The 16343-nt window shown below is 57.9% G+C and carries 17 protein-coding genes; 5 read left to right on the forward strand and 12 right to left on the reverse strand.

Annotation, left to right across the window (positions count from 1 at the left end; genetic code table 11):
- Positions 1–19: 19 nt before the first annotated feature.
- The 7 genes from I9185_RS02180 to I9185_RS02210 form a co-directional block, all read right to left on the reverse strand.
- The gene (locus I9185_RS02180; RefSeq protein WP_210092244.1) at positions 20–616 is read right to left on the reverse strand and encodes a YceI family protein; all 597 of its coding nucleotides are present in this window, start codon (positions 614–616) and stop codon (positions 20–22) included.
- Complete coding sequence (locus I9185_RS02185; RefSeq protein WP_210092245.1) at positions 613–1827, reverse strand: MFS transporter; 1215 nt, start codon at positions 1825–1827, stop codon at positions 613–615. The genes I9185_RS02180 and I9185_RS02185 overlap by 4 nt, the downstream gene beginning before the upstream one ends.
- Positions 1828–1889: 62 nt before the next feature.
- The gene (locus I9185_RS02190; RefSeq protein ID WP_152457744.1) at positions 1890–2510 is read right to left on the reverse strand and encodes a hypothetical protein; all 621 of its coding nucleotides are present in this window, start codon (positions 2508–2510) and stop codon (positions 1890–1892) included.
- 48 nt (positions 2511–2558) lie between these two features.
- Complete coding sequence (locus I9185_RS02195) at positions 2559–3140, reverse strand: TIGR02281 family clan AA aspartic protease (protein ID WP_171632981.1); 582 nt, start codon at positions 3138–3140, stop codon at positions 2559–2561.
- A 41-nt stretch (positions 3141–3181) separates the two neighbouring features.
- Complete coding sequence (locus I9185_RS02200; RefSeq protein ID WP_171632979.1) at positions 3182–3802, reverse strand: MarC family protein; 621 nt, start codon at positions 3800–3802, stop codon at positions 3182–3184.
- Positions 3799–4191, reverse strand: coding sequence for an ACT domain-containing protein (locus I9185_RS02205; RefSeq protein WP_171723418.1), 393 nt, complete (start codon positions 4189–4191; stop codon positions 3799–3801). Before I9185_RS02205 ends, I9185_RS02200 begins: the two co-directional genes overlap by 4 nt.
- A complete protein-coding gene (locus I9185_RS02210; protein ID WP_210092246.1) occupies positions 4188–6038 on the reverse strand; it encodes an ABC-F family ATP-binding cassette domain-containing protein in 1851 nt (616 codons plus the stop codon). Before I9185_RS02210 ends, I9185_RS02205 begins: the two co-directional genes overlap by 4 nt.
- A 106-nt stretch (positions 6039–6144) precedes the next feature.
- On the opposite strand from I9185_RS02210, the gene I9185_RS02215 reads away from it, so the two are divergent.
- Positions 6145–7347: a multidrug effflux MFS transporter gene (locus I9185_RS02215; protein ID WP_210092795.1), complete on the forward strand. Its 1203-nt coding sequence runs from the start codon at positions 6145–6147 to the stop codon at positions 7345–7347.
- 114 nt (positions 7348–7461) lie between these two features.
- The gene (gene ndk, locus I9185_RS02220) at positions 7462–7884 is read left to right on the forward strand and encodes a nucleoside-diphosphate kinase (protein ID WP_068334875.1); all 423 of its coding nucleotides are present in this window, start codon (positions 7462–7464) and stop codon (positions 7882–7884) included.
- Positions 7885–7937: 53 nt separating this feature from the next.
- Here ndk and I9185_RS02225 read toward each other — a convergent pair whose 3' ends face one another.
- Entirely contained in the window at positions 7938–8285 is a 348-nt protein-coding gene (locus I9185_RS02225; RefSeq protein WP_210092247.1) for a TfoX/Sxy family protein, read from the reverse strand.
- Between the two features lie 306 nt (positions 8286–8591).
- Here I9185_RS02225 and I9185_RS02230 point away from each other — a divergent pair, with 306 nt between their 5' ends.
- Genes I9185_RS02230 through I9185_RS02240 form a run of 3 tightly spaced genes read left to right on the forward strand, consistent with a single transcriptional unit; the run spans position 8592 to position 11335 of the window.
- Positions 8592–10112, forward strand: coding sequence for a CHAD domain-containing protein (locus tag I9185_RS02230; RefSeq protein WP_210092248.1), 1521 nt, complete (start codon positions 8592–8594; stop codon positions 10110–10112).
- Between the two features lie 3 nt (positions 10113–10115).
- Entirely contained in the window at positions 10116–10871 is a 756-nt protein-coding gene (locus I9185_RS02235; RefSeq protein ID WP_210092249.1) for an AAA family ATPase, read from the forward strand.
- Positions 10868–11335, forward strand: coding sequence for a CYTH domain-containing protein (locus tag I9185_RS02240; protein ID WP_171723413.1), 468 nt, complete (start codon positions 10868–10870; stop codon positions 11333–11335). Before I9185_RS02235 ends, I9185_RS02240 begins: the two co-directional genes overlap by 4 nt.
- Here the strand turns inward: I9185_RS02240 and I9185_RS02245 are convergent.
- The 4 genes from I9185_RS02245 to I9185_RS02260 all read right to left on the reverse strand — a co-directional run bounded on the left by I9185_RS02245 (position 11332) and on the right by I9185_RS02260 (position 16342).
- Complete coding sequence (locus I9185_RS02245; protein WP_210092250.1) at positions 11332–12702, reverse strand: ATP-binding protein; 1371 nt, start codon at positions 12700–12702, stop codon at positions 11332–11334. The two genes, I9185_RS02240 and I9185_RS02245, sit on opposite strands and share 4 nt — an antisense overlap.
- Positions 12695–13375 carry a response regulator transcription factor gene (locus I9185_RS02250; RefSeq protein WP_152457754.1) on the reverse strand — a complete coding sequence of 227 codons (681 nt, stop codon included), beginning with the start codon at positions 13373–13375 and terminating at the stop codon, positions 12695–12697. The genes I9185_RS02245 and I9185_RS02250 overlap by 8 nt, the downstream gene beginning before the upstream one ends.
- A gap of 180 nt (positions 13376–13555) precedes the next feature.
- Positions 13556–14992 (reverse strand): DegQ family serine endoprotease, encoded by a 1437-nt coding sequence (locus I9185_RS02255; protein ID WP_210092251.1) that lies wholly within the window; start codon positions 14990–14992, stop codon positions 13556–13558.
- A gap of 750 nt (positions 14993–15742) precedes the next feature.
- Positions 15743–16342 (reverse strand): nucleotidyltransferase family protein, encoded by a 600-nt coding sequence (locus I9185_RS02260; RefSeq protein ID WP_210092252.1) that lies wholly within the window; start codon positions 16340–16342, stop codon positions 15743–15745.
- Between the last annotated feature and the right edge of the window lies 1 nt (position 16343).

Raw genomic sequence — 16343 nt, forward strand, 5'->3', positions numbered from 1 at the left:
GTTTTTTGCCGTTCGGCGATCAGGTCGCGCGTATGATCTCGGCGCGGATGTCCAGGCCGACGGTGTCGTCAACCAGGTCAGGATAGCCCGAAGCTCCGAAGTCGTGCCGGTTCAGAGCGCCCTTCAGGCCAATGGTCAGGCGGCTCAGATCGTTCACTGCACTTCCTACCTGCCGGTACAGATTGGCCTCCAACGTGATCGGGCGGGTCACGCCGCGGACCGTCAGATCACCCGTGATCCGAGCGCCATCTGATATCCGCCCTTCCGCGCCCAGTTGTATGTCCGTTGACACAAACCGGATCGTTGGGTGCTGTTTCGCGTCCAAAACGCTGGGGCTGAGCATGGGCATACGGGCAAAGGGCAGCCGTGTTCTGGCTTTGCTGACGTCCAGTGTCACCGTGACCTGGCTGTTCTGTAGCCGACCTGTGTCAATCTGAACATCGGCGGTCCGGATCGGCATCGTCCCTGACTGTGTCACCCCCGCAAGATCAAAGGTGAACCCGACCCGGGTGCCTTCATCCGACAGGATGTATGGCCGCAATGCGGCTTGTGCCGCCCGGGTCAGGGGCAGGGTTGCCAGCCCGGCAAGCAGGTTGCGACGGGTCAGAGGGGTCATGCCATGACGCTTTCCCGTGTGGGGCGGGATCTTCTGAGCAGCATCAGAACGATCGCAATGTTCAGACCATTCCAAAGGATACCATTCACGAACGCCAGTTGGTAGCTTCCGGTGAGGTCGTAGATCCATCCTGACATCCAGCCACCGAGTGCCATGCCAAGAATGGTCATCATCATGACGAACCCGACGCGCGCACCAGCTTCTTGCGGCGGCATGTATTCGCGGACAATCAACGCATAGCTGGGCACGATGCCGCCCTGTGCCAGACCAAAGAGCAGACTGATGGCATAAAGCGACACCATTCCATCGTAGGGCAGGAACAGGAACAAGGCGATACATTGCAGGAGCGAACCGATCAAAAGCGTCAGGACCCCGCCAAGCCGATCTGCCAACAAACCCGAGATGATCCGGCTGACAACACCACCCAATAACATCAGTGACAGCATCTCGGCCCCGACCGCGGGCCCATATCCCAGCCCGACGCAATAGGAGACGATATGAACCTGTGGCATCGACATGGCGACACAACAACCGATCCCGGCCAGGCCCAGAATATATTGCAGCGCGCGCGGTGATACACCGACACTTCGTGCATTGATTTTGGCGGATGCTGCGGCGGTGCTGTGTGCCTCGACCGGAACCCTGCGGCGTAGCAGCAGCGACAGGGGAATGACGACGACAAGCGTCAGCACGGCGAGCGTCAGATAGACCTGTTGCCATCCATCCCGCGCCAGAATTCCGGACAGCATGGTGGGCCAGATGGCGCCGGACAGGTAATTCCCACTGGCGACCAACGCGACGGCAATGCCGCGCCGTTTCATGAACCAATGTGAGATATCTGCGATCAGCGGGCCAAACCCGATCGATGTGCCCAGCCCCAGCAGGAGATGTGCCGCGGATAGCAACATTATGCTTGGTGCCAGCGTTGCCAGCACGTAGCTCAGCGCACTTAAGACGGCTGCTCCGATCAGGGCGCTGGTGACGCCCAGCCGGTCCACTACCTGCCCCAGCCACATGTTGCCCAGGGCAAAACCGATCATTGCCAGAGTGTACGGCATCGAGGCTTCGGCACGACCGGCCCCGAATTCGGTTTCAACTGCGGGCATGACCACGATCACGGCCCACATGCCGACATTCGCCACTGTTGCAATGGCGAGCGTGATCAGAAGGCGAAGCCAGGAATAGCGGCTGTCATGGATCGGATGGCTCATGTCGTGACGCTAGGGCGCGGCCCGGGTTTTGACCAGTCACTTCTTGCGTGATCCGTGTGGCTTTATGCCGGTGTGTCTTCGGTTTCGATCCGTTCCAGATGCAACCCGGCACGAGCGGCGGTCATGGTGGCCTGCCATGTGACCGGGGGCAGGGCACGGGCGCGGCGGCGTGTCAGAGCCCAGATCCGAGCCTCATCCCGATGGGTGGCCGCCATGTGCCAGCGCGTTTCAACCCCTTGCGCGCCGCCATCTCCGGGTGTCAGCAGCAAACCAAGCGGAGCCCGCCCCATCGCACCCCCCTGTTCGGCAGCCAGATGCATCCGGCGTATCGGCGTGAGCCCCGGTGCGCCGGGCAGGTCGCCGATTATCAGCGGAATGGCCCCGCTGCGCAGCGCCTCCTCCAGGCACCACAGCAGATCTTCGGCACGGGTGGGATGAACAAATATGAACCGGGCCGGATCGGCAAAGGCCATCATCCCATCGGGGTTCAGCTGGCCGGGTTCCCAGGCGGGGGAAATCCACAAGACCGGCCCCTGCGTCTGACTGGCCAGCCACATGGCAAAGCTGCGCCGGGCGGGGCCGCATGCCTCGTGCACGCGGCCCAGTTCCAGGGTGATCTGCGGATGGAGCTTTACCCCCGGTGCCTGACGCGCAGTTTTGTGGCCAAGAAGCTGAGTGGACATGCCGGAACACTAGCATGTTCTATTTTTGTTCTCAAGCTGCCCGGGCCGTCAACGAGACAAGATCAACTTACCATTTGCAAATTGGACGCTCGAAAAACGATGCAGATATTCCATCCCCAGAAGCGACTTGTCCAGCTCGCCCTCATTGACCCAGGCCGATACGTTCTGGTCGGTAATGGGCCCTGCGGTCAGGGTGTCAAGCCGCACCGGCGCCGTGCGCACCTCGCCGTTGGCGGTCAGGGCGCGGCCGAAATAGTTCAGTTGATCGGGATCGATGCCTACACGTTCTGCGTCCCGGGCACTGAGAACGATCTGGCTGGCGCCGGTGTCGACAAGAAAGTTGATCGGCTCACCATTCACCAAAACCGGAAGGTAATAGTGACCATCATAGGCACGAGGCACCTCGATCGCGTTGCCGGTGACGGTCATCTGCGGGGCAGGGCCAACCGAAGACCGTATGTCTTCCCACAAGCCGATGACGGCTATCACGCCAATAAAGATGAACACCCAGGCCATCATCTGTTGCAGGGTCTTGTTCAGCGATTGCCGGTTCTGAGAGATGAACCAGGCCACCACCGCTGCGCCGAGCAAGCTCAGATACGCCAAACGTGCAATGCTGTCGCCATCCATACCGTTATCCCAACAAGACTATCTGAGTGATACATGGGAATTCAGGACGCAAATCCAAAGGCCTTGAGGCCATCCAAGATGAACTGAACCGACAAAGCTGCCAGCAACATGCCCAGCAGGCGGGTCAGTACGTTCAGCCCGGTCTTGCCCAGAATACGGGCCACAGCGCCGGATGTCAGATACATCACGAACACCATCGCCAGCACGACCAGCATCACACCGATGACGATGGCCAACCCCTGTATACCGGGCTGCTGACCCGCAAGCAGAATCATCGTTGCAATCGATCCGGGGCCTGCAATCAGCGGGATGCCCAGCGGAAAGACCGATGGATCCGGGTGCTCTTCTTCCTCGGCGCTGGTTTCACGCCGTTTTGTTCGGCGTTCAAACAGCATGTCGAGCGCTGTCAGGAACAGCAGGACGCCACCTGCGACCCGGAATGCCTCCATCGAGATACCGACAAACCCCAGCAGGGCTTCGCCAAAGGCGGCAAACATGGCCAGAATGACGCCCGCCGTCAGACACGCGCGGATTGCGATCGAGCGGCGCGTGTTCCAATCCATGCCCTGGGTCAGTGCCACAAAGATCGGTGTTTGCGCAGGCGGGTCGAGCACCACGAATAGCGTCGTGAACGCAGTAATCAGGAATGCGCTGTCTATCACTGTTTGCTGCTCCGTTGCAGGTCTTGTAGGACCCGCAAGGCGTCTTGCGACTGCGCTGCGGGGACATAGATGTGGTCGTGGTGATATCCCGCGACCATGTTTGCAGGTATTCCCTGCCGCGCCAAAGCACCAGATACGGCAGCGGTAAGGCCCACGCCCTCCAGAGAGGAATGAACCTGCAATGTGATGCAGTGCATGGCGACCGTGTCTTGTGGCGCGCTGTCAATCGGGACGATCAGGGACAACCCCTCCGCCTCGACGCAGCTTGCACGTGTTCCGTCAGGCCAGGGTTTGTTGTCAGGCCAGACGACAAAGGCAAATTCACCGGGCTGCAAGTCGGGCTGCATACCTGCGATCATGGCGTCGGTGTCCGTGATGGGCGTGCTCATGCGGTTTCTGCCTGTTCAAGCCGTTCGGCGGCCGCGACCCACAATGCCTCGGCTTTTTGCATGGCCTCGGTGACTTCGGTGAACTTGCGGTTCCAGGTTTCCAGATCGTTGATCCTTTCGTCCTCGTACAGCGCCGGATCGGCCAGTTTGGTCGAAAGCCTGTCGTGCATTTCCGTCAGCTTTTCGATTCGGTCCTCGCATTTGCGCAGATCCGCACGCAAGGCCAGTATCGTCTCGCGTGGGGGGCGTTTCGATTTGACCGCGCGGGGCTTTTCCCTGACAGGTCTGTCGCGCGCCAGCAGCAGGGACCGATAGGCTTCAAGGTCGCCGTCGAAAGGTTTGACGGTACCGTCCGAAACCAGCCAGAGACGATCCGCGACAAGGCTCAGCAGGTGCATGTCGTGACTGACCAGAACCACCGCGCCGGAATAGGCCGTCAGCGCCTCGACCAGCGCCTCGCGGCTTTCGATGTCAAGGTGGTTGGTCGGCTCATCAAGGATCAGCATATGGGGCGCGTCGATCGTGGCGAGCAGCAGTGAAAGCCGCGCTTTCTGTCCGCCCGACAGGCGCCCGACCTCGGTTTCCGCCTGATCCGCATTCAACCCGAACCCGGCCAGACGCGAGCGCCACTTGCCCGGCGCTTCGTCAGGGCGCAGACGGCGCAGGTGGTCCAGCGGCGTTTCGTCCACGTAAAGCTCATCCACCTGATGCTGTGCGAAATACCCGATGCGCAGCTTGTTGCTGCGGGTCATCTTGCCCGCCATGAGGGGCAGCCGGTCCGACAGCAGCTTGGACAAGGTCGACTTGCCCTGTCCGTTCTTGCCCAACAGCGCGATACGGTCATCCTGATCGATACGCAGGTTCAGGCGGCGCAGCACTTCGGTTTCGCCATAGCCGGTGACGCCGCCTTCGATCTGGATGATCGGCGGCGACAGTTCCTCGGGTTCCGGAAAGCTGAAGGCGCGCAGGGCGGCCTCTTGCGGGGTCGAGACCAGTTGGATGCGTTCGATCATCTTCAGGCGCGACTGGGCCTGAACGGCCTTCGACGCCTTATAACGGAACCGATCCACAAAGCTTTGCAGATGTGCGATGCGGGCCTTGGCCTTGGCGTTTTCCGATTCCGCCTGTGCCAGCCGTTCCGCACGGCGTTCCGCGAACTTGTCGTAGGGCACCGCGTAATAGGTCAGCTTGCGGTCTTCCAGATGCAGGATCGACCCCACGGCGCGGTTCAGAAGGCCGCGGTCGTGGCTGATGATGATCACAGTGTGCGGATATTTGGCCAGGTAGCTTTCCAGCCAAAGCGCGCCTTCGAGGTCCAGATAGTTGGTCGGTTCGTCCAGCAGCAGCAGATCGGGCTGAGAAAACAGCACCGCCGCCAGCGCAACGCGCATCCGCCAGCCGCCCGAGAAATCTGAACAGTGGCGCTGCTGGTCTTCGTCGTCAAAGCCCAACCCCTTGAGGATCGAAGCGGCGCGGGCCTCGGCGGACCAGGCGTCGATATCGGCCAGACGTGTCTGAATCTCGGCAATGCGTATCGGGTCTTCGGCGCTTTCGGCCTCGGCCATCAACGCACTGCGTTCGGTATCGGCGGCCAGAACTGTATTGATCAGCGAGACGTCGGAGGAGGGCACCTCTTGCGCCACGCCACCAATCCGAGCGCGTTTCGGGACCGAGATATTTCCCGATTCCAAAGCCAACTCGCCCCGGATCAGGCGGAACAGCGTGGTCTTTCCGGTTCCGTTCCGACCGACAAGGCCAACCTTGTGACCATCGGGAATTGTCGCGGTTGCGCCGTCAAACAACGGGCGACCTTCAACGGCATAGGTGATGTCTTCGATCCGTAACATGGGGCGCTCTTAGCAGAGCTGTGTTGCCACCGCCAGCGGCTCGGCATGTTCAAGCTTTCAGCAATGTGATAGCGCTGTGTCGTTTGCTATTCAGAACGGTTTTCACATGCGCGCGGCCCGGACACCTCCGCACTTGGTCACTCTGATCTTTGCCACGGCACTGTCGGTTTTGTCATTGAACATGTTCCTGCCGTCTCTGGCCCACATGAGTACGGATTTCGGTGTGGATTATGGCTTGGTTAACCTGTCGGTTGCCGGGTATCTGGCGGTCTCAGCCGTGTTGCAACTGATCATGGGTCCGCTTTCCGATCGTTACGGGCGCAGACCGATACTTTTGATGTGCATCACCATCTTCGTCATCGCCTCAATCGGTTGCTCTCTGGCCGAGGCCATTTGGACCTTTCTGGGCTTTCGTCTTTTGCAGGCCGCGGTGGTGGCTGGGTCAGTTCTTTCAAGCGCATCGATCAGAGATCGGTATCCGCCGAACGAGGCTGCAAGCAAACTGGGGTATGTGGCGATGGCCATGGCTTTGGCCCCAATGCTTGGCCCTATGCTGGGTGGGACACTCGACATGCTCTTTGGCTGGCGCTCGGGATTTGCTCTTTACACTGTGCTGGGGGCAGGGCTGCTGGTTTTGCTTTGGTTCGACATGGGCGAGACCAATACAAACCGCTCTTCAACCTTTACCGCCCAATTGCGCGAGTATCCGGATCTGTTTCGCGCCCGCCGATTCTGGGGTTATGCCTTATGCGCTTCGTTTTCGATTGGTGGGTTCTACAGCTTCATCACCGGTGCGCCATTGGTCGCCGCCGCGTGGTTTGATCTGAGCCCTGCCATGTTGGGCCTTGGGATTGGTATCATAACAGGCGGGTTCATGGTCGGTAACTTCGTTACTGGTCGGATCGCGGCACGGACACGTCTGACCACAATGATCCTGATCGGCCGCGTTGTGGCTTCGACCGGGCCATTCTGCGGATTGCTTCTGTTCATCGCCGGGCTGGGGTCAGTCTGGGTATTCTTCGGTTCGGCCATCTGCGTTGGGTTCGGCAATGGACTGACCAATGCAAACGCTTCGGCAGGGGTCATGTCCGTGCGACCCAAACTGGCAGGCAGCGCGGCAGGGTTGTCCGGGGCGATGGTGGTCGGGCTTGGCGCGATCTTGACCTCGATGACGGGTGCGTTTGTCAGCCCTGAAAACGGGCCGTTTCTGGTTCTGGGCATGATGTGGGCCAGCAGTTTTGCAGGTCTGCTTGCAGTGCTTTACGTTCGGCGTCTGGACCGGACAGACCCTTTGCCGGATACATTCTGAGCGCCAAAGCGGCAGGCAAACCATCATAACACTTTTCATGAGCGAAAGACCGTGATACGCGGCGCGCGATGGATTTCGGCGCGGACCCGCGCCACATTGTAAGGAGAGGCCGACATGGCACTGGAACGTACATTCTCGATCATCAAACCCGACGCAACGCGCCGCAATCTGACTGGAAAGATCAACGCCAAGTTCGAAGAAGCCGGGCTGCGTATCGTTGCGCAGAAGCGCATCCACATGACCAAGGAACAAGCCGGCAAGTTCTACGAAGTTCATGCCGAGCGTCCGTTCTACGACGAACTGTGCGAGTTCATGTCGTCGGCTCCGGTCGTTGTTCAGGTTCTGGAAGGCGAAGGTGCCATTGCCAAGAACCGCGAAGTCATGGGCGCAACCAACCCGGCGGACGCAGCACCCGGCACCATCCGTGCGGAATTTGCTGAATCGGTTGGCGAAAACTCGGTCCATGGTTCGGATGCACCGGAAACCGCGGCTGTTGAGATCGCATATTTCTTCTCGGGCATCGAACTGGTCGGCTAAGCCGGTTTTATGCCGAAAGATCGGGCCGCTCCGTCAGGGGCGGCCTTTTTTGTTCAGACCTGCTTTAGATCTTTGGGTGCAACGCGGACCCCGATGGCATCCAGATCAGCAACCATCCGGTTTTCCGGCGCGGCGCTGTTGCCGGCCTTGATCGCGTCGAAACGCTGTCGCAGCTTCTTTTTCTCTTCACCCTTGCAATCATTCCAGGGGCGTCCCTGAAGCCCCATCACCAAAACATAGTAGCCGATGAAATGTGCTTTGGTGCCAGCCCGCAAAAGCCGGGCATAGGCCTCATCCGCTCCCAGCTCTCGCAGTTCATCAGCCGAGTGGATGCCGGCACGCGCGCAGGCCTGCTCGAAAGCCGGGCCAAGGTTGCGGATCGAAGAAACCGGATCGCTCATGAGCCTGTCTTAATTGCACCTCCGGGGTCTGTCACCCATGTTTGCGCATTGTCGAAACATAATGTCTTGCTGTCTTGTGGTGTTTCCGCTCTCATGAGGTCATGCTGCCTCGGCGGTCCGGGTTTCAATAGCCGAAAGACACCAAAAAGCGGGTCGGTCCAGGGCCAGACAGTCTGCTGGCCAAGGTAACAGCCGAATAGGCTGAACGTGATGAAGGATCAGAACCGTCGAAGAAGGAACCAACGTGCCGAAGATCGTTGAGACCAGCGTCAATGAATACCTGAAAACGCCCCGGATTGGTGGATCATGACCGAACCTTCAGGTATTCAGTGCATTCTGTCCCAATCCATTGACCAGTCGCTTGTTGAAAAGCTCATTCCCGGGTTTGCGATCAGGATCGGCCCACCGACGGAATCGAGATCTTTCGTGCTTTTGGATTGCCACGATCAATCGTTGCGGAATTCAGGTCGTGTTCTGCTTGAGGTCGGAGAAACACTGTGGCTTTTCCGAAATGGCCGTGCGCCGCTGTCTCAACGCTGCAAGGGGCAGGGGCGGTTTGTTCAAGACCTGCCGCAGGGTCCGGTGACAGCCGCTTTGAAGGGTTTCCCCAAACTGCGTGCGCTGATGCAGATCGGAACCGGAGAGATTCAGACGAAACCCCTCGCCGTATTGGATGAGCTGGAGAAAACGCTGGTCAGGGGAACGGCTTGGTGCCTGTCTTCGCAGAAGGGTCAGGCAGCAATCGTTCAGCTTCAGCGGCTGCGGGGGTATGAGAAAGAATTTCAAAAAGTGAACACCGCGATTTCCGCCTTGTCCGGGGGCGGGCCGGGTGTCGAAGCGCTTTGTGCCGGACTTTTCCCTGGCATGGCCGCCTATCGGGCCAAGCCAGAGATCAAGTTGGGGGAAGCTGAGCCGTCTATTCAGGTCGCGGCAGATATTATTCAAACATATCAGAAAGTTGCCCGGCAAAACGAATATGGGGTGATAGCCGATATCGACACAGAGTTTCTGCATGATTACCGGGTGTCATTGCGAAAGGTCCGCTCGGTGATCAGCCTGTTCAAAGGCGTTTTTTCAGACACGCAGACAGTGCAATTGAAACGTGTCTTTTCCGATCTCATGGCCGCCACCGGGCGTATGCGTGATCTGGATGTCTATCTTCTGGAAAAAGATAAATACTTCAGTCTTGTACCGCCCAGTCTTCACGCGGGCCTGCAAGAGATGTTCGACCTTTTCGAGAAGGAGCGTGCCAAGGAACTGTCACGCTTGTCCCGCCGGTTGCGCAGTGACGAATACAACGCCCGTATGTCCGATCTGACGGCGATGTTCAACGGAACAGACAGCCTGACGCCCGGATCAAACGCGAAACGGGCAGCACATGAATACGCGTGCGCATTGATCTGGAAACGGTATCGCACGGTCTGCAAAATCGCACGCGGTGTCACTGACGAAACTCGGGACGAAACCGTGCATGACCTTCGTATCGATTGCAAGAAACTGCGCTATCTGATGGAGATTTTTGGGCCTCTGTTCGATGAAAAGAGCTTCAAGACAATCATCAAACCGTTGAAAAAGCTACAGGACAATCTGGGCGTGTTCAACGACTGTGCTGTTCAGCAAAAGTCCTTGACGGCTTTTGTCGCGCAGCACAGCGACACGCGGGGCCGTGTGGATGCGCGGATGGGCCTGGCCATCGGGGGATTGATTGCCGTTCTGGATCAGCGCCAAAAGGCCGAGCGGAGCCGCGTGATTGCCAGCTTTCAGAAGTTTGACGGGCCAGATACCCGGCGCCTGTTTCGGACCTTGTTTCACCGAAAAAAGGAGTGAGGAATGAAGATCATTGCCTGTTACAGCAACAAGGGCGGTGTCGGCAAAACCGCTACTTCGGTGAATCTGGCTTATTCCTATGCGCAGGCGGGGCAACAGGTGCTGTTGTGCGATCTCGACCCCCAGGGCGCTTCAGGGTTCTACTTTCGGGTGAAGCCATCAAAAAAGCTGACGGATGCGCGGTTTTTCGAGGATGTGGAGCGGTTCATCAAGGCGATCCGGGCCAGCGATTTCGAAGGGCTGGACGTTCTGCCGGCGAACCTGACCTTCCGCGACTTCGACGTGTTCCTGTCGCGGATGCGAAACAAACGCTCGCGGCTGAAAAAAGCTTTGATGGCCGCGGGCAGCGACTATGACGTGATCGTTCTGGATTGCCCGCCCAACTTTTCGACTTTGTCTGAAAATGTCTTCAAAGCTGCCGATGAAATCGTTGTGCCGGTCATGCCGACAACCCTGTCCGAGCGGAGTTTCGATCAGTTGGTAGGCTTTTTTGAACAACACAAGCTGCGCAAGAAAAAGCTGCGCGCCTTTTTTTCGATGGTGCAACACCGGAAGGTTTTGCATCAGGAAACCATGAAGGCGATGCGCAAGCTGTATCCGAAACGCTTTTTGCGGACGGTGGTTCCTTTCGCTGCGGATATTGAAAAGATGGGTCAGAATCGTGCCCCGGTCTGTACTTATGCCGGGCGCAGTGCGGCCTGTGCGTCTTACAGGGCGCTGTTTGAAGAGCTGGAAAACGGAGTGATTTCGAACCAATGAGCAAGGAAATCGAGCGCAAGTTTCTGGTTTCAAGCCTGCCGGACCTGAGCAAAGCGAAAAAGGCCGTCGTAAGACAGGGTTATCTGACGGCCCCCGACGATTCCACCGAGCTGCGGCTGAGGCAAAAGAACGATGCGTATTTCCTGACCTTGAAAGGGGTTGGTGGCCTGGTCCGGTTAGAGCGAGAGGCTGAGATAACTGCGGATCAGTTCGAAACCTTCTGGCCGGAAACAGAAGGGCGCAGGGTGGAAAAAGAGCGCTACACCGGCCATTTGCCGGATGGTTTGCTGTTCGAGCTGGACGTCTTTTCAGGCGATCTGGCGCCGCTACGCTTGGTCGAGGTAGAATTCACTTCGGAGGAGCAGGCCAAAGCATACGTGCCACCGGATTGGTTCGGTGCGGATGTCACCGCCGACACGCGATACAAGAACAAGACCATGGCGATATACGGTGTTCCGGATTAACGCAGTTGCGCCAGATTGATCGTGGTTTCCAGCCCGGGGTCGCAGTTCCGGGCGGCAAATTTTCCGCCGTGCATATGTGAGATTGCGGCCACCAGAGCCAGGCCCAAACCCGCATTCCGTTCCGTCCGCGCGGGGTCAAGTGTCACAAAGGGAAGCTGAAGGCGATCCAGTTCTTTAGGCGGTACGCCGGGGCCACGATCCCTGACGCTCAGTTGGGTGAAACCGTCGCGAGTACCGATCGAAATCGTGATTGCAGTATGTTCCGGCGCGTAACGCATTGCGTTTTCCAACAGATTGGAAAGAGCTTGCGACAGAAGGGGCCGGTGCCCCTGAATGGCAGGGGCGGAACCTTTGACTTCAAGCTGCACGCCTTGATCGGCGGCCACCGGGTCATAAAGCTCGACAACATCACCAACAAGTTGCTGCAAATCGATGGTTTCGAATTGCTCGCGCCCCAGGCCGGCCTCGGCCCGAGAGATTTCAGTGAGCTGCCCCAGAACCCGCAGGACGTGATCGATTTCACCCGTCGCCCGCGCAACGTCGATCTCGCGTTCCAAGTCGCTTTTGTCGGGTTCAGAGAGGGCCTCGACCCTTTGCCGCAGACGAGACAAAGGTGAGCGGAGATCATGAGCAATTGAATTAGATGTGGTCCGAAGGTTGCTTATCAACTCCTCGATCCGGTCAAGCATGTTGTTCAATGTGCCTGAAACCTGATCGAATTCGTCCCCGGTTCCGCGCAGCGGCATCCGTTTTGAAAGGTCGCCTGAAACGATATTCTCGGCCGTACTGGCGATGTCCGAAAGGCGTGAAAACACCAAACGCGTGAACAACCAGCCGGTGATGACGCTCAGAACCAAAGCAATCCCAAGCGCCAACGCAACCGAGCGAAACAAAACCCTGTCGAATTGCTGGCGCGACGCTGCATCCCGCCCGACCAGCAGGCGCTCGCCGCCCGGCAGGCGGATGGATGCAGCTGAAACCGGCACAAGCTGATCATTGTCGGCCCGGCGCAATTCCAAGTCTACCCAACCGCTTCCAGCAGCAATGTTCACCGGCCAGGACTTGAGATTGCCGACAAGTTTGACCCCCAACCTGTCTGTCAAAAGGTAAAGCGCGTCCCGCTCGGCGGCACTTGGCAAACGGCGCTCAATTGCAGTGATCAAACCTATCAGCCCACGCCTTTCGTATTCATCCGCAAGCCCTGTCAACTCGGCTGATACGACCGAGCGGGTTTCGGCCTCGATACTTCGATTGGCGGTCACATAGACGATGGCGAGCACAGACGCCGTCAAAATCGTGCTCAGAAACATGCTGGTTGCAACCAGCCTTGTGCGGGAATTGTTCAGGGAAAGCCGAAGGTTATCCATCGGACATCATGTAACCCGCTCCGCGGACGGTTTCAATCAACGGCGCGTCACCGCCTTCGTCCAACTGGCGTCGCAACTTCGAAATATGCACGTCCACGACGTTGGTGTTCGGGTCAAAATGATAATCCCAAACCCCTTCAAGCAACATGGTGCGCGACACCACACGGTTTTTGCGGCGTAGGAAAAATTCGAGAATCTGAAACTCGCGCGGTGTCAGGGTGATCTCGTGCCCGTCGCGTGTGACCTTGCGGGTCAGCAAATCCATCTGAAGGTCTTTGCAAGTCAATGTCGGCGTCTCTTCGGATTCCTGAGGGCGACGCAACAGGGCTTCGATCCTGGCGTGCAACTCCTGAAACGAAAAAGGCTTGACCAGGTAATCGTCAGCGCCCGAGCGCAGCCCTTTTACCCTTTCGTCCACGGCGCTCATCGCCGTCAGCATCAAAACCGGGGTTTTCAAACCGGCGGCCCGCATCGACTTGATCAGCGACAGCCCGTCCAGACCGGGCAGCATCCTGTCAAGAACAATGGCGTCAAACCCACCGTCCGTGGCATGGTACAACCCCTCACGACCGTCAGCAGCGGTTTCGACCACATACCCTTCTTCGCCAAAACCTTTGGCGATGAAGTCCCTGGTGTCAGCATCATCTTCGACGATCAACAGACGGCGGCTCATGGTCGGGATCCTTTCTTTTGATATTTAAACACAAATTTTAACTAAAGCATATGGTTAGAAGAAGTTCTTGCCGGGTGCTGGGCCGGCACCCGGCAAGCCCGGCGGATAGTGGACAACTCTGATCCGCCGGGTGAGGCGTGCGCCGAAAATCCCCATCAAGCGGCGCACGCATGTTCAAGGTCAGGCCAGTTCGACCGCGACAAAAATCTGGCTGCCGCCACGGTTGATCAGCACCAGCGCAGGATCGGTTTTCTCACTGTCCAGCGCAGATTTCAGCGCGTCCGGAGAGACAGTGTCCTGATTGCCGAGCTTGACGATCACATCGCCGCGTTGCAGGCCGGCCTTTGCCGCTGGGCTGTCGGGCTTCAGGTCGGTGACGACGACGCCCTGGACGGTTTCAGCAACACCGGTTTCTGCCCGAACCGCTTCGGTCAGGGGGGCCACGGTCACACCCAGCGTTGTTCCCGCAATTTCCGCCTCGACCGGTTTGTCGGCCTCGGCCGATGCGGCCTGATGCTGGCCAACCGTCAAGGTCACCGTTTCCATCTTGCCGTCACGCAAAACTGTCAGAGTGCTGTCGGTGCCGACCTTGGTCGTACCCACAAGGATGGGAAGGTCACCGCTGGACTCCACGGCATCGTCGTTGAAGGTCAGGATAACGTCTCCCTGCTTCAGGGCGCCGTCTGCCGGGCTGCCCGCAACCACGTCAGACACCAGCGCGCCCGAGGAAGCCTCGATTCCCAACGCCGCCGCAAGTTGTGGGCTTACGTTCTGGATCGACACGCCCAGCCAACCGCGGCTCACCTGTCCGTCATCCCGCAGATCGGCCGCGATGTGTTCAACGATGTTCGACGTGACGGCAAATCCAAGCCCTACAGAACCACCGCTGGGCGAATAGATGGCCGAGTTCACACCGACCACTTCGCCATCCATGTTGAACAGGGGACCTCCCGAGTTGCCCTTGTTGATCGCTGCATCCGTCTGGATGAACTTGGCATAAGGGCCTTCCGAGATGTTGCGGCCTTTTGCCGAAACGATGCCCGTGGTCACGGTCGAGCTGAGGCCGAAGGGGTTGCCGATGGCGACCACGTCTTCACCTACGCGGATTTCATCACTGTCGCCAAGCTTTACGGCTTGCAGGTCAGTTCCCGCGTCGATTTTCAGAACCGCGATATCCGTCAGCGGGTCCGTTCCGACCACTTCGGCGTCGAAAGTACGATCATCGCTGAGCCTTACGGTCACGGTCGAGGCATTGTCGACGACATGGTGATTGGTGACAATGTATCCGGCTTCGTCCAGAACAAATCCCGAACCCAGGCCCTGAGACGGGCCGCGTTGCGGCATGTTGAACCCTTCGGGGCCGCCGAAGCGTTTGAAGAATTCACCAAACGGGTGTCCTTCGAAGTCAAAGTTCTGCCCCTGGGCTGGGGTCGGTACTGCGTCTTGTTCAGCGATGATGGTTACGACCGATGGTGAAACGGTCTCAACCAGGTCAGCCAATGCCTCGTCCGCCATGGAAGGGATAGCCGTCGTTGCCAGTAGGGCCGCGCCGAGCGCACTGACACCGACCCAGTTGGAAGTGCGGGGAAGTAAAAGCGAGGATTTGCGGATGCTCATTTGTGTCTCCTGATTATCGTCGCGCAGTTGCGGCTGCGCGTTGAGACAACAGATGCATGCTCAGAATTGGCGTTTCCTGACTGATCAATTAATAAATCTTAATTTTGCCACAAAGTCGGTGTTGGCTTGCGGTCGACGTCAATCGGGATTCGCGGAAATTCACCGACCAAGACCGCAGCGAATCGGAGGATTGTTGCTAAAAATGGCGTCAAACTTTCAAAAACATTGAATTTGTTTTGTTTTGTTGACAATCATCCTTCCAAATGATGGGGAAAAGAACTGCTCTTCCAATGGTTGTGGGTGGGTTTGGTTGAGACATGGCTTGACACAATAAAATTGTTGATGATTACGGATATTGGCTAATAAGTTTGCGCTTAATCACGAATCGCTACCTCTTGTGAAAACAGTCTATCGCCTTTAAGTTGATTTCTGGTTGTCGCGATGTTGCGTAAAAGCCATTTGAACATGACCCAAATTAACCCTTCCTTCCAATTTTACGTTGTTTCGAACGATCGGATAAGTGAGGATGAAGGTGCCCAAGTGAGGGGAGCCAAAAGCGCTAGGGGGCGCTGGCGGCTAACTCGATCACCAAAAGTGATAACGGCGTGTTAACGAGGGGGTCTTGTTTAGGTTTGGCTGTTTGAGAGCCGGGGTGTTTCTGAAAGCACACTGGCCGCGCTTTGGAGATTGAGCAAAGTGGTAGTCCTGTTTTGGGCACCGGCCCGGTCGATAAGACCGGGCCGTGTTTGTTCAGGGGGCATGTTTTTTGCTCCAGGCCTTCCAGTCACCCGGGGTATCCAGATCCAACACTGCGTTTCGGCCGGGCAGGGGATGCAGATGAACACTGTTTTGATGCTTTCGCACGATCTTCTGGGCACCGTCGTCCCCCTGCAATTGTGACAGTTGATCAAAAAGGGATCTGTCAAACACCACCGGATGACCGGGCTTTCCTTCCTCGGTCGTCCCACGCCAGATCAGGTTGTCGGGATGGGTTTCTCGCGCTTTCAGGATTGCTGCCAGGTCAGCTTCTGTCAGATCGGGCAGATCAGCCAGAAAAACCATCGCGGCGGGTGCATCAGGTGGCAGGTTTTGGATCGCGGCGCGCAAACTGGCGTTCATGCCTTCTGCCGCATCCCGGACCGGAACGATCTGAACATCCATGCCATCAAGCGCGCCATATCTTGGATTTGGTTTAGGGGGCAGGGCGACGATCACAGGTCCCACGGCGCAAGCCACGCTTGCAGAGCGGGCGATCAACGGGATGCCGTTGATCGGCTGCATCAATTTGTCGATGCCGCCCATGCGGCTGGATTGGCCAGCCGCCAGAAGGATAATGGGTATTTCAGTCATT

It is taken from the genome of Ruegeria sp. HKCCSP346 (genome assembly GCF_017872595.1).
In the GTDB taxonomy this organism is placed as follows: Bacteria; Pseudomonadota; Alphaproteobacteria; order Rhodobacterales; family Rhodobacteraceae; genus Ruegeria.

Excerpts from the sequence above, each read along its gene's own strand:
- I9185_RS02180 (WP_210092244.1), bottom strand. The coding sequence starts at position 616 with ATGACCCCTCTGACCCGTCGCAACCTGCTTGCCGGGCTGGCAACCCTG.
- I9185_RS02185 (WP_210092245.1), bottom strand. The coding sequence starts at position 1,827 with ATGAGCCATCCGATCCATGACAGCCGCTATTCCTGGCTTCGCCTTCTG.
- I9185_RS02190 (WP_152457744.1), bottom strand. The coding sequence starts at position 2,510 with ATGTCCACTCAGCTTCTTGGCCACAAAACTGCGCGTCAGGCACCGGGG.
- I9185_RS02195 (WP_171632981.1), bottom strand. The coding sequence starts at position 3,140 with ATGGATGGCGACAGCATTGCACGTTTGGCGTATCTGAGCTTGCTCGGC.
- I9185_RS02205 (WP_171723418.1), bottom strand. The coding sequence starts at position 4,191 with ATGAGCACGCCCATCACGGACACCGACGCCATGATCGCAGGTATGCAG.
- I9185_RS02210 (WP_210092246.1), bottom strand. The coding sequence starts at position 6,038 with ATGTTACGGATCGAAGACATCACCTATGCCGTTGAAGGTCGCCCGTTG.
- I9185_RS02215 (WP_210092795.1), top strand. The coding sequence starts at position 6,145 with ATGCGCGCGGCCCGGACACCTCCGCACTTGGTCACTCTGATCTTTGCC.
- ndk (WP_068334875.1), top strand. The coding sequence starts at position 7,462 with ATGGCACTGGAACGTACATTCTCGATCATCAAACCCGACGCAACGCGC.
- I9185_RS02225 (WP_210092247.1), bottom strand. The coding sequence starts at position 8,285 with ATGAGCGATCCGGTTTCTTCGATCCGCAACCTTGGCCCGGCTTTCGAG.
- I9185_RS02230 (WP_210092248.1), top strand. The coding sequence starts at position 8,592 with ATGACCGAACCTTCAGGTATTCAGTGCATTCTGTCCCAATCCATTGAC.
- I9185_RS02235 (WP_210092249.1), top strand. The coding sequence starts at position 10,116 with ATGAAGATCATTGCCTGTTACAGCAACAAGGGCGGTGTCGGCAAAACC.
- I9185_RS02240 (WP_171723413.1), top strand. The coding sequence starts at position 10,868 with ATGAGCAAGGAAATCGAGCGCAAGTTTCTGGTTTCAAGCCTGCCGGAC.
- I9185_RS02245 (WP_210092250.1), bottom strand. The coding sequence starts at position 12,702 with ATGGATAACCTTCGGCTTTCCCTGAACAATTCCCGCACAAGGCTGGTT.
- I9185_RS02250 (WP_152457754.1), bottom strand. The coding sequence starts at position 13,375 with ATGAGCCGCCGTCTGTTGATCGTCGAAGATGATGCTGACACCAGGGAC.
- I9185_RS02255 (WP_210092251.1), bottom strand. The coding sequence starts at position 14,992 with ATGAGCATCCGCAAATCCTCGCTTTTACTTCCCCGCACTTCCAACTGG.
- I9185_RS02260 (WP_210092252.1), bottom strand. The coding sequence starts at position 16,342 with ATGACTGAAATACCCATTATCCTTCTGGCGGCTGGCCAATCCAGCCGC.